This is a genomic window from Paraburkholderia elongata, from assembly GCF_013177735.1.
Classification (GTDB): Bacteria; Pseudomonadota; Gammaproteobacteria; order Burkholderiales; family Burkholderiaceae; genus Paraburkholderia; species Paraburkholderia elongata.
Genome location: NZ_WOEZ01000276.1, coordinates 24628 through 46926, shown reverse-complemented (window position 1 = coordinate 46926; position 22299 = coordinate 24628). Strand labels below are relative to the sequence as shown.

Genomic DNA, 22299 nt, shown 5'->3' with positions numbered 1-22299 from the left:
GGCTTGCCGCCGGAGCACGCAACGTCAACCGGCTGCGAGCATGCGCCGATAGCGCTCCAGAACCCGTGGCACGTAAGCGCGCGTTTCCCGCAGAGAGGGCACGCGATAGCCGGCCCGAATCACGGCATTTTCCCCAGCGTTGTACGCGGCCACGGTGAGTTCGACATCGTCGTTGAAGAGATCGAGAAGGAAGCGCAGATAGCGTGCTCCTGTCAGTACGTTGTCTCGGGGATTGAGCATGTCTCCACCGGCAAAGCGCCGTGCTGTCTCCGGCATGACCTGCATCAGTCCTTGCGCACCTTTGTCTGAAACCGCCTTCGGGTTGTATCGGGATTCGACGTCGATCACAGCGCGCAAGAGTTCGGGCTTAACGCGAAAGGTGCGGCTTGCTTCCTCGATCACATCGGCGAACCGCGACGCGTCGCCGCTCCCGGACGTTGAGGCTTCCGCGCGCTTCGCATCGCGTTCGGATGGCGGATCGCCGGCAACGATGACGGCCAACCCTGCTTTGCCAGGTTCGTTGGTCAGGACGATTGCACCATTACTCGCAACCGCTCCAAAAATCTCTGCGCGTGCAACCCCCGGTGATGCCATGCCAAGCATCGCGCATGCGATGAGGATCGCATGTCCTGGTCCGGATGAAAGGCTATAGCGCATGGTCGTGTTCCCCCGCATCTCAATTGTGGTGTGGAGGAAAGCGCAGCTGCAATGGGGCACCTCCCTACACTTTGAGACGCAAAACGGACGGGTCGGAGGGCTGTACAAAATCGTTACATTCGTAACGCCGGGTAACCGTGGGAAATCAGATGCGGTATGACCTGGCATAGACGTCGAGGGGGAATATTTCCGATTCGAACTGGTAATCGGTAAGTACTGTCCCGTTGATCAATTCAGCGCGTGATATCTACTCTATCGGTATTGCTACTAATCTCCCGTCCGGGGGAAATTTGTTCAAATTTGAAACATACACGTCGCTATCTTCGGCCATTTCAAACGTCGTATGAATTTCGCTACTGATCAATGCTGGCTCGCAGAGACATGGCGCGAACCTTGCGGTGGGAAGACGTATGCGGCGTGGCTGCATAGCAAGTGAAAGTTAGGAATTCGAAGGTAGGGGATGTAAAAAAGCCGAGACATGCGGTGGGCGCCGTTTAACGGCCGCACAGCCTTGTCGCGACCGGTTCCTGGCTGCCGGGGGAAAAACATGAGTACCAACTGCCGCGTCGTGATCGCCGAAGACCACGATCTGCTACGAAACGGTCTGCGCTCGATGCTTTCGGCGCAAGGGGGCTATGACGTCATCGGTGAAGCGAGAGACGGCAAGGAAGCCTGTCAAATGGCGATGACGCTGAATCCCGATCTGATGCTGATGGATCTGTCGATGCGAGGCATGAACGGAATCGATGCCAGCGCGGCAATCAAACGCCGATCGCCGAACATACGAATCGTAGTGCTCACGGTTCACCAGAGCGAAGAGTATGTGCGTGAGGCGCTGCGCGCCGGCGTCGAGGGTTACGTGCTGAAAGATGTCTCGTTCGATGAGCTCCTGGTCGCCATGCGCATGGTGATGCAGGGGAAGAAACATCTGAGCGCCGACGTGTACGGGTACATGGTCGACTCATTCGTAACAGGTCGCGAAGCGCCCGCGCCAAAGAAGGCGTGGGACGTTCTGACGGGGCGGGAGCGCAGTGTTCTGAAACTGATCGCAGAAGGGCGCACTAACCGGCAGGTCGGGCAGTACTTGAATCTCAGCCCGAAGACGATCGAGAAGTATCGGGCCAGCATGATGCACAAGCTCCATATCGCCAATCTGACGGAATTAGTCCTGGTCGCTATCAGCATGGGCCTGCTGACTTCTCTGGCCGAGAAGTGCTCCGAGCCGAACGCTAACGACACGCTCGTCCGAGCGCCGGCCGACCCGGATCCACCGCCGGAATTCCCTCCGGCCCCGGAGTTGCCCAACTACCAGCTGGGCGGGGCGGCGCGCTGAGCGCGAATGGAAAGTACACTAGGCGGTCCATGCCGCCGAGACCAGCGTTCCGCTCGTACCGAACGACTGGATTGAAAACGTGCCGCCGTGCGACTCGACCCGGTGTTGCATGCCGATCAGGCCAAGACCGGTTGCACAGGCGTCCTCTGTCGACAGAGGACGGTTTTCGTAGCCGACGCCGTTGTCCAGAATCGTCATCAAAAGGCCGCCCGCAATACGTCGGAACCCGAGCGTGACTTCCGTGGCTGCTGCATGCTTGACGGTGTTGTTCAGCGCTTCCTGAGCGAGCCTGAATATGTCGGCCTTTAGATGCTCCGGCACGTCCTCGTCGCCGACGTCGCAGTTGAACACGACCGAGATGTGTTCGGCGCTGCGCTCGATGCGCCGGCATAGTGAACCCAACGCGGCGGGCAGGCCGAGCTGATCGAGCATGACCGGGCGCAGTTCCCCGCATATCTGCCTCACGTCGCCGATCGTCTCACGGATTCTGAGCACGGTTGCATCCAGCAGCTGGGCAGCGTCGTCGACCTGCCCGCGGCGTATCCGCATCAGTGCGTCCTCGGCCATCAGCTTGACGAGCGTCAATGCTTGCCCAAGGCCGTCGTGCAGTTCCGCCGCAAGGCGTTGACGCTCTTTCTGTTGACCCATCGTCAGGTACGTTAGACGGTCCCGCGCACTCGCATCGGGCAAACGCGTGGCATCCGCAAGTTCGGGCCCGGGAATCAGAGACTCCTCAAAAAGCGTCAGCAACGCACTGCGCCCGGTCTGGCCGCTGGGGACCGACTGCTGGTGCAACATGAGCCGGGTCGGGTGGCCGATGCGGCCGCAGAGTACCGCAGGAAAGGAATGAAATTCGCGATGCGCGCTCACGGACAATTCTCCCGCGAGCGCTACGCACAGGTCGTCCGGCGCCAGGTCGACGAGCCGCTTGCCGGCCAGCTCGGCGCTCGAGTAGCCCAACAGGGCCGCCGCGGTACGATTCGCCGACAGGAATGTTCCATCCGGCGTGAGAACGGCAAGTGCCGCACCGCGCGCATCAGTGACGCTGCCGGTGCCCGGTTCGTGAGGCCGTGCCGCAATGCAAAGCTTGCGCATGGCCTCGATCAGGTCGACCAGCTTCACCTGGTGTCCGGCAGGCTCGTTTGCATCCATTGGAGCTCCCGATGCGTTTCCTTAAGGGAATCTTAAGCCTATACAAATTGTAGGCCTCGACTCGCGCTCGCTGCAACCGGACATGTACTGAGTCGCGATGTGGGGAGTCCCCGATTAAACACGGCGGGTTTTCCCGCAGGCGGACATGCCCTACCTTGCTTTGGGGGCTCTCATCCAATGACGCTCGCGCGCAAATTCATGAGACTGAACATGCACGGTGGCGCGCCTTTCATGCGGTCACGCGGGTATCGACGCCGTGTTCATGATACTTCTGGAGCCAGCAATGAGAACGACCAATGTAGTCCTGTTCGGCGCGGTCCTGCTAGCCGGCGCCGGACTGGCAGGTCCCGCGGCATGGTGCGCGTCTGCCGCAGATGCCGCCGATGGCGCCGACGCGCATATGCATCATCACATGATGTCGGGCACCATGCGCTCGACCGTCGACTACACGCTGCCGCCGGTGAAGCTGGTCAGGGACGACGGCAAGACGGTCTCGTTGATCGATGAATTGAACGACGGCCGGCCGGTGATCCTGACTTTCATCTACACCACGTGCACCACCATTTGCCCAATGGTCAGCCAGACGCTCGAGAAGTTGCAAAGCGAGTTAGGCGGCGACCGGAACAAGGTGCACATCGTGTCGATCTCGATCGATCCTGAGCAGGACACCCCGGCACGCCTTAGAACGTACGCTGCCCGATTCGACGCCGGCCCGGAGTGGCAGCACTACACCGGCACCGTCGAGGCGAGCATTGCGACGCAACGCGCCTTCAACGTCTATCGGGGCGACAAGATGAATCACACGCCGGTTGCATTCCTGCGTGCGGCGCCCGGAAAACCATGGCTGCGTATCGACGGCTTCGCGACGCCGGCGGAACTGCTGAGCGCCTACCATGACGCCGTTGCGTCCAACTAGTCTCGCACGGTGCGGCAAGGAGCGACGAAATTGGAGACCCAGCATCGCGTGCTGATTGCGGAGGATCAGCATCTTTTGCGCAGCGGCCTTTGCCGCATGGTGTCCGAACTATACGACTACCGGATCGTTGGTGAGGCGAGCGACGGAGTCGAAGCATACCGGCTAGCGATCGCGACGATGCCCGATCTCATCTTGATGGACCTTTCGATGCCGGGCGGGAGCGGTTTCGAGGCGATCGCCGCAATCAAGCGCCGCGCCCCGCAGATCCGCATCATTGTCCTTACCGTTCATCGCAGCGAAGAACACGTGCGAGAGTCGTTTGCCGCGGGCGCCGACGGCTATGTGATCAAGGACGCGTCATTCGAAGACCTGGTCGGTGAGATGCGGCTTGTCATGCAGGGCAAGCGCAACACGAGTCTCGACGCTCGCGGTCGCTGTGCCGGTTCGCTTGACCTCGCTCCGGGTACCCCGCAAAAAGCACACGGCTGGGATGCGTTGACCGGCCGTGAGCGGTCAGTGCTGCGACTCGTTGTCGAGGGGCACACCAATCGGCAGGTCGGCGAGCACCTGAATCTCAGCCCGAAAACGATCGAAAAGCATCGCGCGAGTCTGATGCGCAAGCTGGGCATCACGAACGTGACAGGTCTTGTGCGCATCGCAATCGACATGGGCGTGCTGACGCTGCCGGACGAAGAACGCGTGCATCACCCCTCCGTATAAGCGCGGCGCAACTGGAGGGTCTTTACCCATGTCTTTGGACGGCTCTCCCTACTTCTTGCCCGTATCGACCTGAACAAGAATGCATTCAACGGCTTCGGCATTGCCGAAGCGGTGGGTCGATACAGGGGGGAGCTGTGCACACTGAATTGTCCTCTATCAAGCCCGGGCTGCCCGGGCGTCCGTGGCAGTGCGTCCGCCTCGAAAGGGGCGGGCGACGCAGCCGCGGCTTCACGCTGCTCGAGCTGCTCGTGGTGATGGTCATCATCGGCTTGCTGGCGGGTCTCGTTGCTCCTCGATATTTCGAACAGGTCGGCAAGTCGAATACGAAGATCGCGCGCGCGCAGATCGTCTCGCTGGGGCAGGCGCTCGATCAATACCGGCTGGATGTCGGGTCCTATCCGTCGACCGAAGAAGGGCTGCAGGCGCTCATGGCCAAACCGCAGGATGCGGCACATTGGAGCGGGCCGTATCTGGCGAAGGCGGTGCCGGTCGATCCGTGGGATCGCCCGTACCAGTATCGTTCGCCGGGTGAGCACGGCGACTACGATCTGTTTTCGCTTGGCAAGGATGGACGAGGCGGCGGCGTCGGCGAGAACACGACCGTTTCTTCGTGGTAACGGTGCGCCGCGCGGTTGCCGCGACGCCGGGCCGGTAGTGGGTGGTTTGCAAGGAGAGTCGACGTGAAGTACGTGCTGCGTGTTTTCGATACCAGTGGTGCGGTCCAGACGCTTCGCATCGATAGCGATTCGTCGTCGACTGCTGCGTCGCTTGCACGCGCCCGCGGTCTTCGCGTCGTATCGGTTCGCGCCGACGCCGGACGGCGGCGCTACCGGAAGAACTGGGCGGCGCTGCCCGGCGCCCGGTTCAACGTCGAACTGTTCGCGCGCGAACTCGCGGCATTGCTCGACGCAGGCGTCGGCGTCGTCGACGCACTGCGCACGCTCGGCGGCAATGAGCGCCGCGAGGCTTCGGCACAGGTGTACCGCGAGCTGTTGCGACTACTGGAAGAGGGGCAGTCACTCTCCGCGGCGCTCGAGCACGCGAGCCACATCTTTCCGCCGGTGCTTGTCGCGTGCGTGAAAGCCAGCGAGCAAACCGGCGGCCTCGCGGATAGCCTGACCCGCTATTCGCGCAATAGCGCGATGCTTCACGAACTGCGCGGCCGGGTGGTGTCGGCAGCGATCTATCCAACCGTCCTGTTACTGGTGGGCGCGGCGGTCGTGCTGTTTCTGCTGGGTTTCGTTGTGCCGAGGTTCGCGACCTTGCTTGAACACAGCGGGCGCGAGCTGCCGCTGCTCTCGCGCTTGCTGATCGCCTGGGGCAGCATGGTGCACGCCCACGGGGCGGAGTTGAGCGTTAGCCTTGCTGTGCTGGCGGTGGTGGCCGGTTTCGCGCTGCGCAGGCCGGCGGTCCGGACCTGGATCACCGATCGCATGCTTGCCCTACCAGGCATCGGGCAACACTTCCGTGTCTTTCGCCAGTCGCAGTTTTATCGCACGACCGCGATGCTGGTCGACGGCGGTATTCCCGCCGTGCGCGCGTTCGAACTTGCGCGTGGGCTGGTCGGCCGCGCGGACCAGGCCGCACTCGCAGAGGCCCTCCAGCAGGTGCGCAACGGCACAAAGATTTCCGACGCGTTTCAGCAGGGTGGACTCGCCAACCCGATTTCCTATCGGCTCCTGACGGTGGCGGAGAAGACCGGCGGTCTTGGACCTGTTCTCGACAGAATCGCTGCGTTTCAGGAGGCGCAGGTGTCCCGCACGATTGATCTGATCTCGCGTCTGATCGAACCCGCGATGATGATTTTTATCGGTGTGGTTATCGGTGGAATTGTCGTGCTGATGTACATGCCGATTTTCGAAATTGCATCGAGCATTCAATAGACCTCCCTGGAGAAAAGACGTGGATTCCGTCAGCACACCTCTGGCAAGCCTCAATGTCGAACCGCGTGTCGAGCTGCGCGACGCACTGCGAACGCTCAGCGAGCGGCATGGTTCCGGCATTCGTGCGCTGGAGGAGTTGATGACGCAGACGGCGCTGAGCGCGGACGAGATGTGCACCCGGCTGGCCGCGCAATTCCGCATGAAGCCGATCAGCATGCGCGAGTTGAATCAGTACGAGCCCGATTTCGACGTGATTTCGTTTGTCGAAGCGACGACCCGCCTGTGCGTGTGCTTTCGCGAGATAAACGGCACAAATGGTACAAACGGCACAAACAGCGGCAAGGGTCTTCTGTTCGTCATCGCCGATCCGCTCGACGCGCGCACGCGAGGCGTCGTCGAGCACCGCATGCGCTCGCGGCCGACCGTGCCGTACGGCTGGGCGCTCGCGAGTGCGGGAGACATCAGCGCGTATCTGGCTGTGCGCGAAAAAGACGTGCGGGCGATGGACTCGCTCGCGTTCGACGACCCGATCCAGAGTGCAGTCGATCCGTCTTCGCTCGCGTTGACGCTGCAGGGCATCAGCAGTGACGACAGCCCGGTGGTGAGGCTGCTCAACTCGACGATCTATGACGCGCTGAAGATGATGGCAAGCGACATCCACCTCGAATGCCGCGCCAGCGGTTTGATGATCAAGTGCCGTGTGGACGGCGTGCTAACTGTGGTGCGCCGGGTCGAAGGCCGCGATGTCGCGGACCAGGTCCTGTCGCGCGTGAAAGTGATTTCCGAACTCGATATTGCCGAGCGCCGCGTTCCGCAGGACGGGCGTTTCAAGGCGCAGTACGCGGGACGTGACATCGATTTCCGCGTGTCGATCATGCCGAATCAGTTCGGCGAGGATGCGGTGCTGCGGATCCTTGACCGCTATCAGCTTTCGCAGGCCTCCGGCGGTCTGACGCTCGAGGCGCTGGGTTTCCAGCAGGCTGATACACGCTTCATGCGCTCGGTTGCGTCGATGCCGTACGGGATGCTGCTCGTGACTGGGCCGACCGGCAGCGGCAAGACGACGACGCTCTACGCGATTCTTACCGAGATCAACAATGGCCTTGAGAAGATCGTGACGATCGAGGACCCGGTCGAATATCAGCTGGGCGACATCCTGCAGATTCCGGTCAACGAAGCGAAGGGGCTGACGTTCGCGCGCGGACTGCGGTCGATTTTGCGGCATGACCCGGACAAGATAATGGTCGGCGAAATCCGCGATTCGGAAACCGCACAAATCGCCGTGCAGGCAGCGTTGACCGGTCACCAGGTGTTCACCACCGTGCACGCGAACAACGTGTTCGATGTGATCGGCCGCTTCACGAACATGGAGGTCGATCCGTACAGCTTCGTGTCCGCGCTCAACGGCGTCGTCGCCCAGCGTCTCTTGCGGCAGTGTTGCCCGGATTGCACGACCGATGAGGTGATCGACGCGGACACGCTGGTTCGTTCGGGCATCGATCCGGATACCGCCGGCAGCTATTTGTTTCATCGCGGCACGGGCTGCGCGGCGTGCCGCGGCAGCGGGTACCGCGGACGCCGCGCAATCGCAGAAGCGTTGCGCATGAACGACGAGTTGCGGCAACTGCTGTCGGAGCGCGCGCCGCTTGGGGCTATCAAGGCGGCAGCGATGCGCTACGGCATGCAGTCGCTGCGTACCGCTGCGGTCGAACTCGTGAAGCGCGGCGAAACGACTCTCGAGGAGATTAACCGTGTCACGATGGTTGAATAGTCCGGTTGCAATCGGAGTCGGCACACGTGAGATTGTCGTCGGTGCGCGCGTGCCCCGGCTGTTGCGCCTGCGCAAACCGGCATCTGCTGCCGAGCCTGCCAGCGTTGCGATTCCCGAGGAGCAGTGCTGCACTGAACCGGGCGCACTCGATGCGCTGCGCGCAGCGCTTGCCGAGACGCTCATCGCGACGCCCGCCGCCGATACCGCGCCAGTGCCGCAGGAGTTTGTGCAGAAGCGCAGCGCATACATGGTGCTGGATGATTTCTGGGGCAATCACGCGATCTTGCGTGGCGATTTCCGCGCGCTGCGCGCGCGCGAACTCGAAGAGATCGCGTTAGCTCATTTCACCGATACGTACGGGATGGACGGCGCGTCGCTGGTGGTGCGTTTCAGCGTGCAGCGCGGCGGTCGGGCTCTGTTTGCCAGCGCGATGTCGCGCGAACTGCTTGACGGTATCCACGACGTGAGCACGGCCGAACAGGTCGGGATTAGCCGTTTGACGCTATGTCTTCCGGAGATGCTCAATTGCATCGGCGACGCGGTCGAGGGCGGTGAGGCGCTGCTGCTGTTCGTCGCGGACGAGCAGATGCAGGCGGTCATGATCGAACAGAATCGCTGGGTCGCCTACGACGCACAGCGCCTGTTTCCCGGTGATGCTGGCGACGCGTCCCGGCTGGCCGAACTGGCCGAGCAGTTGTTCGAACGCTCCGCGACCCGGGCAAACCTGAAGCACGAAGACTGCAAGATCTATCTGTTCGGGGTCGAGACCGAGTTGGCGCCGTTCGAAGCGCGTTTCGCCGCAGCGATCCGGCAGGCGCCGGCGACGGACCGCTCGCCCGCGCATCGGCTGATGGAGTGTGCACAATGATCCCGCGCCTTGACCTCGACTTCAGCGGGCGCCGTGCCACCCCCCCGGCTGGCGGCATCATCCTGCTGTGCGTCGCTGCCGTGCTGTTGCTCGCAAGCGGCGCGCGGCTCTGGCATGCGCACGCGGAAAACGATCGCGCGCAGGCGCAACTGGAGGCCGTCCGGCAGCAGACAATGGCAAGCCGGCACGTGGTGAAGGCGCCGCTGACGCCGGCCGCCAGGCTCGCGGAAAAGCAGAGCCAGTCGGTTCTGCGGGAACTGACCGTGCCGTGGCAGGACCTCTTCTCGATCGTCGAAGACTATCCGGATCACGATGTCGCGCTGATCGGCATCGATCAGAACCCCGCGCAAAGCCAGATCCGTATCACCGCCGAGGCGAAGAACTTCGACGCGATGATTGCGTACCTGAAGTATCTGCAGAGCAGCGTTCTGCTGCGCGAAGCCGTGCTCAACGATCACCTGATCGAGACGAATGTGCCGGGCAAACCCGTGCGCTTCCAGATCACTGCCGTCTGGAGGAAGTCATGAAAACGGACCAGCTGCAGGACACGCTGTTGACGCTGCGCTTCGAGATGCAGCGCTCGTTCGGCCTGCCGGGACTGCTCGGCGCGCTGGCGATCGGCGTTGCCGCCATCGTGGCCGTCTCGACTCCCAGTGTGGACTCCGGGACGCACGGAATGCATGAGATGCAGGATCCTGCGCGAGTCGCGCGTACGGCGAACGCGCATCACGTTGCCGGCGAGCGCAGCGCGGCGGTGGATGCGATCGCACTCGATACCTTGCCGGGACTGTTCCCGGGTTTCACGCAAAGCGCGAACGATATCGCGGTGATATTGGCGCAGGCTCGCGACAGCAATTTGACGCTCGGTTCCGCCGAATATCAGGTGACGACCGAAGCCGGTGCGCCCTTTACGCGGTATCAGGTGCTATTGCCTGTCAAGGATCAGTACAGTGCGATCCGGCGTTTTCTCGCGGCAGTCCTGAACAACGTACCCAATGCGGCGCTACAGGCGATCCACGTCGAACGTCCTGCGGTCGACGGCAATATTCTCGATGCACGGGTCCGCTTCGAGCTCATCTATCGGACAGCACAGCCATGAAACCCGCTCTGGTCAATCGCGTTCGAGCTCATCTTTCGGACAGCGCAGCCATGAACCTCGCGCTGCTCAAACGCGTTCGAGCTCGTCTACCGGACAGCGCAGCCATAAAGCCCGCTCTGGTCAAACGCGTGTTGCTGACGTTCTGCGGGATCGCCGCCGTGGGGTTCGGGTATCGCGCGCAGGTGACGGCGACCCAGACGCCGGTGGTGCTTGCCGCGCTCCACGGCCAAGGGCATGACGGCACGCGGGCGCGGCCTGCTTCCGTTCATCACCAGTCATCCGCATCTGCCGTGCCCGTAACTTCGCGGGGAGCCGCGGCTGCTCCGGTTCCTGCGTCGCACGCCGTCGCCGCCAGTGCTGGACCGGCGATAGCGGCGACGCCACGTGCAAAACTGATCTCCCTGCGTGCGCCTCTGTCCGTCGAATCGGCCAACAACCCGTTCGCCGCCTCTTCGTGGCTTCCGCCGCCGCCTCCGGTCGAGGTGGCGGTCGTACCCGAGGTGCGCGCACCGGCGCCGACTGCGCCGCCCGTGCCTTTCACTTACCTGGGCGAGCTGGATGCGAAAGCGGCCAAACCGCAGGTATTTCTTAGCAACGGCGATCGGTTGCTGATCGTTTCACCGGGCGAAGTCGTCGATGACCAGTACCGCGTCGAGTCGGTTTCGGAATCCGACGTAGTGCTGACCTATCTACCGCTTAACCAGACGCAGGCCGTATCCATTCCAAGAGAGGCGAAGTAGATGAAAACCTCACGCACACGGGGTGCGAGCCGCAATGGGGACAGCGGCCCATCGAACCCTCTCTCGCCACCCGTCCCGTTCCGTGCCCAGCGCATGCCAATCGGGGGGGGCGCGAGAAAGCGTGTGCTCGCGATTGCTATCTCCACGCTTGCCCTCAGCAGTTGCATGCACATTCCGAACCGGCAGGACGATCCGACCAACGCCGAGGTGAAAATCAACTATCTGCACGACCGCAATAATCAGGTCAACGCACTGCTCGATCAGGCCGACCAGTTTCGTCTGAGCTACCAGTTCGATGCCGCGATCCAGAAGCTTTATGCGGCAAGCCAGATCGATCCGACCAGCGAACGCGGCCGCAAGATCGGCGCGCTGATCGACCAGGACCGCCGGGATCTCGCGACCCTGCAGGAAGCGGACCGCATGATGCAGCGCGGCTCGTTTGGGCCGGCGGCCGATCGTGTGCACCGCGTATTGTTGGCGAATCCGACCAGTGCGCTGGCATTGCAGATGCAAAAGGAAATCGACGAGAAGATCCGGCAGCAACGCGCGGACAAGGAAGATCGGCTTGCCACTTCGTCGATCATGCGTACGCCAGTCACGCTGCAGTTTCGCGATGCCAACGTGCGCATGGTCTTCGAAGCGCTGTCGCGCACTTCGGGATTGAACGTCATCTTCGACCGCGACGTCCGTGCTGACCTGAAGACGACAATCTTCGTGACGAACGCGTCGCTGCAGGATACGGTCGATATGATCCTGATGCAGAATCAGCTCGACAAGAAGCAACTCAACGCAAATACGCTTTTCATCTACCCGGCGACTCCGGCCAAGCAGCTCGAATATCAGGAATTGAAGGTACGCACGTTCCAGTTGTCGAACGTCGATGCCAAACAGATCCAGTCGCTGCTGAAGAGCCTGCTGAAGATCAAGGAAGTCGTGATCGACGAGCGCGCGAATACGGTGACGATCCGCGGTACCCCGGACACCATCAAGGTTGCCGAAGAGATGATCGCCGCGCAGGATTTGCCGGAACCGGAGGTAATGCTAGAAGTCGAGGTGCTGGAGGTGTCGCACGAACGCCTGTCCAATCTCGGGATCGAATGGCCGAATTCGTTCTCGGTGTCGACGCCGTCCACCGTGGACACATGGGGCGCGTTGCACCATCTTCCCATCAATGCGCTGAATGTCAGCGGTCTGTCCGCGACGGCGAACTTCAAGCTCACGGATACCGACGCGAATTTGCTGGCGAGTCCACGTATCCGGACGCGCAACAAGGAGAAGGCCAGGATATTGATCGGCGACAAGTTGCCGGTGATTTCGAGTTCCAGCACGCCCAGCACGAGCGGGCCGTCATACACGCAAATGATTCAGTACATCGATGTCGGCATCAAGCTCGAAGTGGAGCCGCAGGTCTATCGGGATGGCGATGTCGGCATCAAACTGAATCTCGAAGTCAGCAATATCACCAATACGATCCAGAGCGGCAATTCGCAAACAGGTCTGAGCTCGCTCGCTTATCAGATAGGAACGCGTAGCGCGTCGACAAGCCTGCGCCTCAGAGACGGTGAAAGCCAGATTCTCGGCGGCCTGATCTCGGATCAGGACCGCAGGTCGGCCGACAAGGTGCCCGGCCTCGGGCAGTTGCCCATACTTGGGCGCCTGTTCTCGGACCACAACGGCGACCATGTGAAGACGGAGATCGTGTTGCAGATCACGCCGCACATTGTCCGGCCGCAGCTCTCGGCGGATGTGGATACGCAGGAGGTCTGGTCCGGCACCGACGTCAATGTGCACGCCGACCAGCTTCGGCTCGATCCCGTCATCGCCGCCGCGCCGGTGCCCGGAGCGGCTGCCGTGAAGGCGCTGCCCGGCAGCGTAGGCGGTGGCACGGTAGGCGGCAAGTCCGCTCAAGCGGGTGCGGCAGCGAACGGTTCGATGGCGGTACCCTCGACCGGGGCGTTTGGGCAACCGCCTCCGGCGCCGCGCACGACGCCGCCACCCTTACCCTACGGCGGACGCTTCGCGCCGCAGTCGACCGCGCCGGCGCCGGTGCCGGTTCCCGGTGCACCGCCGGCAGCGGAGCAGGCGGGAGGCGAAGCGGAGCCGGGCGGCGGGGCAAACGTGGCGCCAGCGGCCGCCCAGCCGGCCGCGCCTCCCCCGGCGGCGCCCGCACCGGCGCCCACGCCCGCTCCGTCGATCCTGCAGATGCCGCCGGGTGACATGCCGACCGACAACCCGCTTCGCCCGATTCAAAACGGGTATTGAGCCGTGGCCATGCCGACGAACGCGGTCCGCTCGCTTGGCGCAAGCCGGCCCGATCAGCGTGGGTTCACGTTGATCGAGCTGGTGATCACGCTCGCGCTCGTGTCCATCCTGGCGCTCGCGATCATGCCGTTCTCCGAACTGATCGTGCAGCGTCAGAAGGAACAGCAGTTGAGCGCCGCGTTGCGCGAGATTCGCACGGCACTCGACGCATACAAGGATTCGAGCGACGCGGGTTTGATCGACAAGGAGGCGGAGGCGTCCGGCTATCCGCCGTCGCTGACCGTGCTCGTGACAGGCGTGCCCAATGCGAAGGATCCGAAAGGCAGTCTGTTGATGTTCCTTCGCCACGTGCCGCGCGATCCGTTCTTTACCGGCGAGCCGGACACGGCCGCGGAGGACACCTGGAACGTGCGGGCCTATGGGGTGCCGCCGGATCAGGCCGGTGCCGATGGGTCGTCCGTGAGTGATCGGGCCGGCACGGATGTGTTCGATGTGTCGTCGAAATCCGATCGCGCCGGCATCAACGGCGTTCCGTACAAACAATGGTGACGGTGCAACATGAAACCCGCTCATACGCGTAGATCCGGCGGTTTTACGCTGATCGAACTGGTGGTCGTGATGGCGATCATTGGCCTGCTGCTGACGATCGCGCTGCCGCGTTATATGCACAGCATCGAACGTGGCAAGGAGCAGGTCCGGCAACAGAACGTCGCCGTGATGCGCGATGCGATCGATAAATACTACGGCGACAACGGCCAGTACCCGGAAACGCTCGATGAACTGGTGGCGAAGCACTATCTGCGGGCGGTTCCGGTCGATCCGGTCAACGGCGACGACAAGTGGGCGGTGATCGCTTCTCCCGACGAAACCAAGACGGGCGTGTACGACGTCGTGCCGGCGAGTAGTCCGCAGGGCACACCTGCCGATCCAGCAGGAGCGGGCAAGTGAGGCGCGGCGCTTTCTCGGCGCGAGGCGGCGTGCGCATTTCGTCGGCATCGAAGCGGGCTGCGCGGCACCGAACCTGGCCTCGCGCCGCGCGCCAGCGTGGCCTCGTGCTGCTGGCGCTATTGATCGCGCTGACGCTGATGTCGATCGCCTTGGCGGGCGCGCTCGACGTCTGGTCGTTGGAACGGCGGCGCGAGCAGGAGAAGCAGCTGTTGTTCGCCGGTGACCAGTACCGGCAGGCGATCGTGCGGTATTACCGCGTCGGCCGCGTCTATCCGGCGTCGGTCGACGATCTGCTGGACGACACGCGCTTTCCGGTTCCGATGCATCATCTGCGTCAGGCATACCCGGATCCGGTCACCGGCAAGACCGATTGGCTCTTCTTGCTGCAGGGCGATCGCTTTTATGGTGTGTATAGCAGCTCGGAGGCGTCGACGATCAAGCGCGCGGAGTTTCCGCGGCGATATGCAGACTTCGAGACCGAGCAGACTTACGGCGGGTGGAAATTCATCTATCTTGCCCCGGGGCTGCGCAGCACGCCCGCCAATGCTGTTACCGCAGCGCCCGGTCGGCCGGTGCAGACCATTAATCCACAAAATGGTGCGGGACGCCTTCCGTCGGGAGGCTTCGGTGCAAAGGGTTGGTGATCGTCGAGTCGGTACGGTTGAGCATCGCGCGGGCCTTGTTCATATCGAGCGCCCCCTCCCATCGAGCCACCACAATGGTCGCAACCCCGTTGCCGATCAGGTTCGTGACCGCGCGGGCCTCGTTGAGGAAGCGGTCAACGCCCAGCAGCAGCACCAGTCCGGACACCGGGACTTTGTGCATGGTGGCCAGCGTGGCAGCCAGCGCCACAAACCCGGCTCCGGCCACACCTGCAGACCCCTTGGACGTCAGCAACATCACGCCGAGCAGCAGCAACTGGTCCCAGATCGACACATGGATCTTCATCGCCTGCGCGATGAACAAGGCAGCCATCGTCAGGTAGATCGCGGTTCCATCGGCATTGAAGGTATAGCCCGTAGGCAATACCATCCCGACGACGGGTCGTGAGCATCCCAGCTTTTCCATTTTGATGAGCATCTGCGGGAGCACGGCTTCGGTCGAAGCCGTGCCGAGGGTAATGAAGATTTCGTCCTTGATGTAACGGAGATACTTCCACAGCGACAGCCCGCTCATTCGCATCACCAGACCAAGCACAACGACCACGAAAAAAATCGACGTCAGGTAAAGGCACAGCATCAGTTCTCCGAACGATGCCAGCGTACCAATTCCGTACTTCGCGATGGTAAATGCCATGCCGCCAAAGGCACCGACGGGCGCGACATACATTACGATTCGCACGACGCCAAACATGCCCTGAAGGAACATGTCGAGCATGTCGACGAGCGGCGCAGTGCGGGGGCCAAGCTTTGCCAGGGAAATTGCGAGCAGAACGGAAAAGAAGATGATTGGCAGGATATCTCCATTCGCGAATGCGCCGACAATGCTGTTCGGCACGATGCTCATGAAGAACTCAAGCATCCCGTGCTGTTGTGCTGCATGGGTGTAGGTGGAAATGGCCGAACTGTCGATATGCGCGGGGTCAATGTTCATCCCGCTGCCCGGCTTGATGACATTCACGACTACAAGGCCAACAGCGAGAGCAATCGTTGAAGCAATTTCGAAGTAAACGACCGCTTTGACGCCGACGCGACCGGCCTCATGAAGGTCGTTCATGCGGGCAATACCGACCACAACGGATGCGAAAATGATCGGGGCAAGCAGCATCCGGATCAGTTTGATGAACAGGTCGCCGAGTGGTTTAAGTTGAGAACCGACGTCAGGGTAGAAATGGCCGACGAGGACACCGGCAACAATGCCAATCAGAACCTGTACATAGAGCTTGGAAAGAGATTTTCCGATCTTTGAAACCCGCATGACTGTCTCCTATGCGTGGCATCTTTTAATGAAAGTCAGATCGAACCACCGCGGCGGGATTTGCCGCTGCAGTGAGTACGGACCGATTTCGCCTGCGTTCCCTTTGTCTAATTTTATGAACGCTACGCCGACGGTTTTGCCGGCGCGTTTTGCCGGTTAGTGGCTTATGCGGACAGTTTTTTCATCTCGGCGAAGAGATCAGCTTTTCCTTCGAAGCCGATGCCGGGTAGATCGGGCATCGTGATGAAGCCGTTTTCCACCTTCACGCCGTCGGGGAAGCCGCCATAAGGCTGGAACAGGTCCGGATAGGATTCGTTGCCACCCAGGCCAAGGCCGGCCGCGATGTTCAACGACATCTGATGCCCGCCGTGCGGAATGCAGCGGCTCGGCGACCAGCCATGCTGATGCAGCATATCGAGCGTGCGCAGATACTCGACGAGGCCGTAGCTCAATGCGCAGTCGAACTGCAACCAGTCGCGATCCGGACGCATGCCGCCGTAACGGATCAGGTTGCGGGCGTCCTGCATCGAGAACAGGTCTTCGCCGGTCGCCATCGGCTTGTCGTAGTAGTTGCGAAGCGTTGCCTGCAATTCGTAGTCGAGCGGGTCTCCCGGTTCTTCGTACCAGAACAGGTCGTATTGCGACAGCGCCTTAGCGTACTGGATCGCCGTGTCGAGATCGAAGCGGCCGTTGGCATCGACGGCAAGTTTTTGCCCGTCACCGAGTACGCTCAGGATCGAGTCGATGCGGCGCAGATCTTCGTCGAGCGAAGCGCCGCCGATCTTCTTCTTCACGACCGTATAGCCACGGTCGATATAGCTGCGCATTTCGTCTTTCAGCTTCTCGTGATCCTGGCCTGGGTAGTAGTAACCGCCCGCGGCGTACACGAAAATCTTGCGGTTGGGCCGGCCATTACCGTAGCGGTCGGCCAGCAACTGGAACAGCGGCTTGCCTTCGATCTTCGCCACCGCATCCCAGATCGCCATGTCGATCGTGCCGATCGCGACCGAGCGCTCGCCGTGGCCACCCGGCTTTTCGTTCGTGAACATGGTCGCCCAGATCTTGTGCGGATCGAGGTTGTCGCCGGCATCGTTGACTAGCGTGGCGGGATCAGCTTCGAGGAGGCGCGGAATGAAACGCTCGCGCATCAGCTTGCCCTGGCCGTAACGGCCGTTGGAATTGAAGCCGTAACCCACAACCGGCTTTCCGTCCCGGATGACATCCGTCACCACGGCGACGAGACTCAGCGTCATCTTGCTGAAGTCAATGTAGGCATTCCGGATGGGGGAGCTGATCGGAACGGTCTTTTCGCGGATTTCAACGATTCTCACGACGGTGTCTCCTGAGTTTTGGGCACGTATTGCGTGCGTTGGCTAGCAATGGAAACTAGCTTATCGGCGAAAAGAGGCGTTAAAATTCACTTTGATTCATTTCATTTTTTACTTTAGGTGAACAACTGAAGTGACAAGCGATTCGGCGTCCGATTTCGAATTTTTCATCCTCCTCGCCAAACTGAAGAGCTTGTCGGGAGCGGCGCGGGCGCTCGATCTCACCCCGCCGGCCGCAACCAAGCGCCTGGGGCTAATCGAGCAAAGGCTAGGGGCGCGGTTAGTCAACCGGACAACACGGAGTGTCAGCCTGACGCCGGAAGGCGAGACCTACCTGCGCTACGCGACGCAGATCGTGGGGCAAGTCCGGCAGATGGAAGACGAGATATCCGGGGCCAGGTCCGATCCCCACGGTCTGTTACGCGTCAATGCGACGCTCGGCTTCGGGCGCACGACCATCGCGCCGCTTGTATCTGAATTCGCGAAGCGCTTTCCCAATGTGGAGATCCAGTTTGAGGTGACCGACCGGCCCATCGATCTGGTTGGGGAAGCGTTCGATATGGCGATCCGTTTTGGAACGCTTCCCGACAGCCGGCTTAGCGCCCGGCGCATCATGAGCAATCGTCGTTTCCTTTGCGCGTCTCCAAAGTACCTTGAGCGTTTTGGGACGCCGGAGCGCATAGAGGACCTTGTTCGACACCGCTGCATCATTCATCGCCAGAACGATGATGCTTACGGCGTCTGGAAGTACATACAGGGCGACCACACCGAAGCGCTGAAAGTCATAGGCGCGCTTTCAAGCAATGATGGCGATATCGTGCTGCGGTGGGCACTCGATGGCCATGGGATATTGATTCGTTCCGAATGGGATCTGGCGAAGTACGTTCAGAGCGGCCGGTTAAGACTGGTGTTGCCGGACACGCTACTGCCGTCAGCCGACCTGTTTGTCTACTACCCCAGCCAGCGAAACCAGACAGCACGCGCCCGAGCATTCATCGACTTTCTGATCGACCATTTTCAAGCGCCGTTCATCCCGGTCGAAACTGGAGCTTTGATTTACGATCAAAAAAAGAGAGCGGGCCGTAAGCCGTAAGCCGTCAGCCGTAAGCCGCGCATCGTAGTAAGCCTGGCGGTCCGAAATATGCAGGCCTGCGGTCATTCGCGTCGAATCCTCGAAAGACTCTTCCTGGCCGATAGCCGCGCTACACAATGTTCGGCCATAGCGGACGATGGAAGGTGCGCCTTTCTGCGGCGAACACGCAAACGCCAATAGTCTGATCAAATCTCCGTGCCCGACCGGTTACGTTCGGACACACTTCGTTGCGAATCAGAATACGTCCGCCATCTACAATCCGCGCAGGGAGAAAAAACATGATCAGACTTTTGTGTGTTGTTGCGCTTGCGGCTGGCCTGTCAGGCTGCATTGTCGCTCCGCCGTACGGCTATGCGCCTGCGCCGGCCTATGGATATGGTTATGCGCCAGGGTACTACGCAGCGCCGTCCGTCGATGTCGGCATCGGCTTCGGCGGTTACGGGCACGGCTGGCGAAGATAGCCTTGGCGCCGCAATGAACAGTTTCGATACAGCAATCCAGATCTTCCTGACGCACAACGCTTTCCGCTCTGCGGCAATGAATCACGCGATAAGGGTGATAGCGGGCCAGGTCATATTCAAAGGCCTCGTCCTTATACCCGTGTTGTGGTGGATGTGGTTCAAACCGGATGCGCGTGGTGAATGGAAGCGCGAGATGATCATCGCGACGGTCGCAAGTGGTCTCCTATCACTTGCGAGCGGCAGGCTTCTCGCATTGTTCTTGCCGTTCCGGCAGCGGCCGCTCTACAACCCGGAATTGCGCCTCGACTTTGCCTCTGCCGGCCTGCATGACGCAGTTTTGCGCACGTGGAGTTCCTTTCCTAGCGATCATGCGATGTTATGGATGTCGATTGCGACGGGCATCTTTCTTGTCTCGCGACGCGTCGGCGCGCTCGCGCTGTTGTACACAGCTATCTTCATATGTTTGCCGCGGGTGTATCTTGGGCTGCACTATCCGACTGATGTTCTCGCGGGAGCGGCCATCGGTGTAACCATCACGTGGATCGCGACGCGGGATTTTGTCAGAACGCGTCTTGCAGGACCGATCCTGCGATGGATGAACGATTATCCAGGGCCTGCCTATATGCTGGCGTTCGTTTTGTCTTTTGAACTGGTCACTCAGTTTGACGAACTGTTCCTGTTCGTCAGGGCGGGTTTGAAGGCGTTATAAGCACGCGTGGGTTCCTGCGGGAGCGTTGTCGCGGTCGCTCCGGCCGATCGTGTGCGCAACGACACGTAAAGCCCTTTCTCGAAGGATCAAGCAGCGGATCAGGTTGGCATCGGCGTCGGCCTTCCTTTGCCCAAGCTTGCTCTGCGCGTCGAACAACTGTTCTTGGCAACGCGCAGATCCGGCAAATCTCACTGACATGGAATATCGCGAAGGGCCTAGCCAGCCGGCGCGACTGCAAGACGAAGTTCCCGGTACGCAGTCACCAGCGCGTCGAGGCTGAATGTCCGGTTCAGGCCGCTGGGATTTGGCAACACCCATGCGCGGGCGCCGCCGAACGCTGTTGGTTGCGGGCCCCAGTGGATGTCGCGTGTGCCCGACATGGCGCAGAGTGCCATCTTCCCGAGGAAGGCAACACATTGCGGCGCATATCGTTCAATCTTCTGCTCGAATTCCGTCGCGGCCGCTTTGAACTCCCATTGCGACAGTTCGTCCGCTCGTGCGGTTGGACGCGAGACCACGGTTGTCAGGCCACAACCATACTGCAGGAGAGTGCGATCGTCCTCGGGACAAGTCTGTTCAGGAGTAAAACCCGCCAGATGAACGACCCGCCAGAACCGATTGCCTCTGCCGGCAAAATGGTGGCCGGTCGATGCCGCAAGGACGCCGGGATTTATTCCGCAAAACACCACCGATAAACCCGGTTCGAGGATATCAGGAAGACTTTGAAGTGAATCGGAGTGGGTCACGGATGGGATAAGCCTTTATTGGGAGGGGGCTCCCGCAAGCGCGGCAGTTTGAGCCATCCCGTCACGGTAGACAAGCGACAAGCGGGGCCAGGGCGAAGCTACTCGAGTATGATCACCGGACCGTTTATCCCGTCCCGGTCTGAGCGGGAACCCGGAGGGAAGGGTGCAGAGCGTCAAGCGGCTGCGGATATGTTCTAACCCTACTTCGTGTAACGATGCTCGACATGGCAAGAAAGACGTAACCACAAACGATGGATAAGATTACCGCAATGAAGGTGTATGTGAAGGTGGTCGAATCGACTAACTTCACGAGAGCCGCCGAAGTTCTGCATACGTCGCCAGTCTATGTTACCCGTATGGTTCAGGCCCTTGAGTCGGATCTGGGCGTGAAGCTGCTTAACCGGACAACCCGTCGAAGCAAGCCGACAGATGCGGGCCTTCGTTACTACGAACGTTGCGTCGCGCTTCTTCGGGATATAGACGACATGGACGCCGACGCTCAGGCTTCCAAGGGAAGCAAAAGCGGAACGGTCCGTGTCAGCATGCCTGCGCTAGTCGCGAAGTCGACCGTTATCCCGGAGCTACCGAAATTTTTCGCCAGTAATCCTGACATTCGACTGGATATCAGCATTGCTGATCAGCACCCCGATCTGATCGAAGAGGGGCTGGACTGCGCCCTGCGCGTGGGAACGGTGAGCGAACCTGGACTAGTCGCTAAAAAAGTGGGTACGTACAAAACGCTAACCTTTGCGTCGCCCGACTATATCCGGGCCTATGGCGAGCCCTTCACCCTGGATGACCTCAGCGATCACATCGGCGTGAGTTACGTCACGAAGTCAGGCCGTATCAGAAGTTGGGAGTTTCTCGAGGGAAACGAGGTCCGTTCCGTTTCGCTGAAGAGCACGGTCCTGGTGAACGACGCGGATACCTACGTAGCATGTGGGCTTGCGGGCCTCGGATTGATACAGGGGGGCACCTTTATACTCGACGCTCAAGTGCGAGCCGGGAGACTGTGCAAGGTTTTGAGGGACTATCCGTTGAATCCACGGCCTGTGTCAGTTGTGTATATGCCTAATCGAACCAAGCCGAAGCGGGTCGATATTTTTATCGACTGGTTAGTGGATTTGTATTCGGTTCATCTTGCTGAGCAGAGCTAATTTGCTTCGGCGGCACCCATGGCCGTCGGATTCATCCAGATCGCTTCCCAGATGTGGCCGTCGGGATCGGCCAGGTTTCGGTTGTACATAAAGCCAAGGTCTTGCATCGGGTTGATGTCGGCTGTCCCGCCGTTAGCCGCTGCGGCCGTATTCATCGCGTCGACCGTCTCGCGACTGTCGCAGGAGACAGCGAGCATCACCTCGCTTGAGGTGCTGGGCGGAATGGAGCGAGTCGTGAACGTGCCCCACTTGGCATGGGTCATCAGCATGACGTTTATCGACTCGCTCCACACCATGCAGGCAGACGTGTCGTCGCTGAATAGTGCGTTGTTCGTGAAGCCCAGTGCCTCGTAGAAGCGCCTCGATGCAGCGAGGTTTGCGACAGGCAAATTCACAAAAATCATCTTGGTCATGACTTTATCCTTTGAAGAATATGCGAAGCGCGGTATCGCCTCGTACCGGTATTTATCATAGGAATAAGACAGCGTCCATCAATAGTTCGGCAACCTGAAAGCTGCCACTCGCAAACCGCGGTCTCT

Annotated in this window: 24 protein-coding genes; 18 read left to right on the top strand and 6 right to left on the bottom strand. The window is 60.8% G+C overall.

Translation table 11 applies throughout. The features are described from left to right. Window positions 1-24: 24 nt before the first annotated feature. Window positions 25-657, bottom strand: a complete 633-nt coding sequence (locus tag GNZ13_RS45520; RefSeq protein ID WP_236002479.1) for a lytic transglycosylase domain-containing protein — start codon at window positions 655-657, stop codon at window positions 25-27. Window positions 658-1204: 547 nt separating this feature from the next. On the opposite strand from GNZ13_RS45520, the gene GNZ13_RS45515 reads away from it, so the two are divergent. After that, the gene (locus GNZ13_RS45515) at window positions 1205-1990 is read left to right on the top strand and encodes a response regulator (RefSeq protein WP_172177378.1); all 786 of its coding nucleotides are present in this window, start codon (window positions 1205-1207) and stop codon (window positions 1988-1990) included. Window positions 1991-2008: 18 nt separating this feature from the next. On the opposite strand, the gene GNZ13_RS45510 is transcribed toward GNZ13_RS45515, so the two are convergent. Next, window positions 2009-3142, bottom strand: coding sequence for a sensor histidine kinase (locus GNZ13_RS45510; RefSeq protein WP_172177376.1), 1134 nt, complete (start codon window positions 3140-3142; stop codon window positions 2009-2011). Between the two features lie 283 nt (window positions 3143-3425). Here GNZ13_RS45510 and GNZ13_RS45505 point away from each other — a divergent pair, with 283 nt between their 5' ends. The 13 genes from GNZ13_RS45505 to GNZ13_RS45445 all read left to right on the top strand — a co-directional run bounded on the left by GNZ13_RS45505 (window position 3426) and on the right by GNZ13_RS45445 (window position 14993). Continuing rightward, window positions 3426-4058: an SCO family protein gene (locus tag GNZ13_RS45505; RefSeq protein ID WP_172177374.1), complete on the top strand. Its 633-nt coding sequence runs from the start codon at window positions 3426-3428 to the stop codon at window positions 4056-4058. A gap of 30 nt (window positions 4059-4088) precedes the next feature. After that, complete coding sequence (locus GNZ13_RS45500; RefSeq protein WP_172177372.1) at window positions 4089-4778, top strand: response regulator; 690 nt, start codon at window positions 4089-4091, stop codon at window positions 4776-4778. A gap of 167 nt (window positions 4779-4945) precedes the next feature. Further along, a complete protein-coding gene (gene gspG / locus GNZ13_RS45495) occupies window positions 4946-5395 on the top strand; it encodes a type II secretion system major pseudopilin GspG (RefSeq protein WP_172177418.1) in 450 nt (149 codons plus the stop codon). A gap of 63 nt (window positions 5396-5458) precedes the next feature. Continuing rightward, complete coding sequence (locus GNZ13_RS45490; protein ID WP_172177370.1) at window positions 5459-6661, top strand: type II secretion system F family protein; 1203 nt, start codon at window positions 5459-5461, stop codon at window positions 6659-6661. Window positions 6662-6800: 139 nt separating this feature from the next. After that, complete coding sequence (locus GNZ13_RS45485; RefSeq protein WP_236002483.1) at window positions 6801-8432, top strand: GspE/PulE family protein; 1632 nt, start codon at window positions 6801-6803, stop codon at window positions 8430-8432. Continuing rightward, window positions 8413-9300, top strand: coding sequence for a hypothetical protein (locus tag GNZ13_RS45480; RefSeq protein WP_172177368.1), 888 nt, complete (start codon window positions 8413-8415; stop codon window positions 9298-9300). Before GNZ13_RS45485 ends, GNZ13_RS45480 begins: the two co-directional genes overlap by 20 nt. After that, window positions 9297-9827 carry a hypothetical protein gene (locus GNZ13_RS45475; RefSeq protein ID WP_172177366.1) on the top strand — a complete coding sequence of 177 codons (531 nt, stop codon included), beginning with the start codon at window positions 9297-9299 and terminating at the stop codon, window positions 9825-9827. The genes GNZ13_RS45480 and GNZ13_RS45475 overlap by 4 nt, the downstream gene beginning before the upstream one ends. After that, window positions 9824-10399, top strand: a complete 576-nt coding sequence (locus GNZ13_RS45470; RefSeq protein WP_172177364.1) for a hypothetical protein — start codon at window positions 9824-9826, stop codon at window positions 10397-10399. The genes GNZ13_RS45475 and GNZ13_RS45470 overlap by 4 nt, the downstream gene beginning before the upstream one ends. Continuing rightward, window positions 10396-11139: a hypothetical protein gene (locus GNZ13_RS45465; RefSeq protein ID WP_236002478.1), complete on the top strand. Its 744-nt coding sequence runs from the start codon at window positions 10396-10398 to the stop codon at window positions 11137-11139. Before GNZ13_RS45470 ends, GNZ13_RS45465 begins: the two co-directional genes overlap by 4 nt. Then, window positions 11140-13401 carry a secretin N-terminal domain-containing protein gene (locus GNZ13_RS45460; protein WP_172177362.1) on the top strand — a complete coding sequence of 754 codons (2262 nt, stop codon included), beginning with the start codon at window positions 11140-11142 and terminating at the stop codon, window positions 13399-13401. It abuts the gene before it with no gap. Window positions 13402-13410: 9 nt separating this feature from the next. Beyond that, on the top strand, window positions 13411-13950 hold the full coding sequence (locus tag GNZ13_RS45455) for a type II secretion system protein (protein WP_172177360.1): 540 nt from the start codon (window positions 13411-13413) through the stop codon (window positions 13948-13950). Between the two features lie 9 nt (window positions 13951-13959). After that, a complete protein-coding gene (locus GNZ13_RS45450; RefSeq protein ID WP_172177358.1) occupies window positions 13960-14349 on the top strand; it encodes a type IV pilin protein in 390 nt (129 codons plus the stop codon). Next, window positions 14346-14993 (top strand): type II secretion system protein, encoded by a 648-nt coding sequence (locus tag GNZ13_RS45445; protein WP_407945705.1) that lies wholly within the window; start codon window positions 14346-14348, stop codon window positions 14991-14993. The genes GNZ13_RS45450 and GNZ13_RS45445 overlap by 4 nt, the downstream gene beginning before the upstream one ends. Here the strand turns inward: GNZ13_RS45445 and dctA are convergent. Further along, window positions 14932-16266 carry a C4-dicarboxylate transporter DctA gene (gene dctA, locus GNZ13_RS45440; RefSeq protein WP_236002477.1) on the bottom strand — a complete coding sequence of 445 codons (1335 nt, stop codon included), beginning with the start codon at window positions 16264-16266 and terminating at the stop codon, window positions 14932-14934. The two genes, GNZ13_RS45445 and dctA, sit on opposite strands and share 62 nt — an antisense overlap. Window positions 16267-16430: 164 nt before the next feature. Next, complete coding sequence (locus GNZ13_RS45435) at window positions 16431-17597, bottom strand: mandelate racemase/muconate lactonizing enzyme family protein (protein WP_172177356.1); 1167 nt, start codon at window positions 17595-17597, stop codon at window positions 16431-16433. Between the two features lie 130 nt (window positions 17598-17727). Here GNZ13_RS45435 and GNZ13_RS45430 point away from each other — a divergent pair, with 130 nt between their 5' ends. From GNZ13_RS45430 to GNZ13_RS45420, 3 genes are all read left to right on the top strand, one after another. Beyond that, on the top strand, window positions 17728-18687 hold the full coding sequence (locus GNZ13_RS45430) for a LysR family transcriptional regulator (RefSeq protein ID WP_172177354.1): 960 nt from the start codon (window positions 17728-17730) through the stop codon (window positions 18685-18687). A 278-nt stretch (window positions 18688-18965) separates the two neighbouring features. Then, window positions 18966-19148, top strand: a complete 183-nt coding sequence (locus GNZ13_RS45425; RefSeq protein ID WP_172177352.1) for a hypothetical protein — start codon at window positions 18966-18968, stop codon at window positions 19146-19148. A 13-nt stretch (window positions 19149-19161) separates the two neighbouring features. Next, window positions 19162-19857, top strand: a complete 696-nt coding sequence (locus GNZ13_RS45420) for a phosphatase PAP2 family protein (RefSeq protein WP_172177350.1) — start codon at window positions 19162-19164, stop codon at window positions 19855-19857. Window positions 19858-20072: 215 nt separating this feature from the next. Here GNZ13_RS45420 and mug read toward each other — a convergent pair whose 3' ends face one another. Next, entirely contained in the window at window positions 20073-20603 is a 531-nt protein-coding gene (gene mug, locus GNZ13_RS45415) for a G/U mismatch-specific DNA glycosylase (protein WP_172177348.1), read from the bottom strand. Between the two features lie 251 nt (window positions 20604-20854). Here mug and GNZ13_RS45410 point away from each other — a divergent pair, with 251 nt between their 5' ends. Continuing rightward, window positions 20855-21760 (top strand): LysR family transcriptional regulator, encoded by a 906-nt coding sequence (locus GNZ13_RS45410; RefSeq protein ID WP_172177346.1) that lies wholly within the window; start codon window positions 20855-20857, stop codon window positions 21758-21760. Here the strand turns inward: GNZ13_RS45410 and GNZ13_RS45405 are convergent. Next, window positions 21757-22173 (bottom strand): VOC family protein, encoded by a 417-nt coding sequence (locus GNZ13_RS45405; RefSeq protein WP_172177344.1) that lies wholly within the window; start codon window positions 22171-22173, stop codon window positions 21757-21759. The genes GNZ13_RS45410 and GNZ13_RS45405 overlap by 4 nt on opposite strands. Window positions 22174-22299 lie beyond the last annotated feature (126 nt).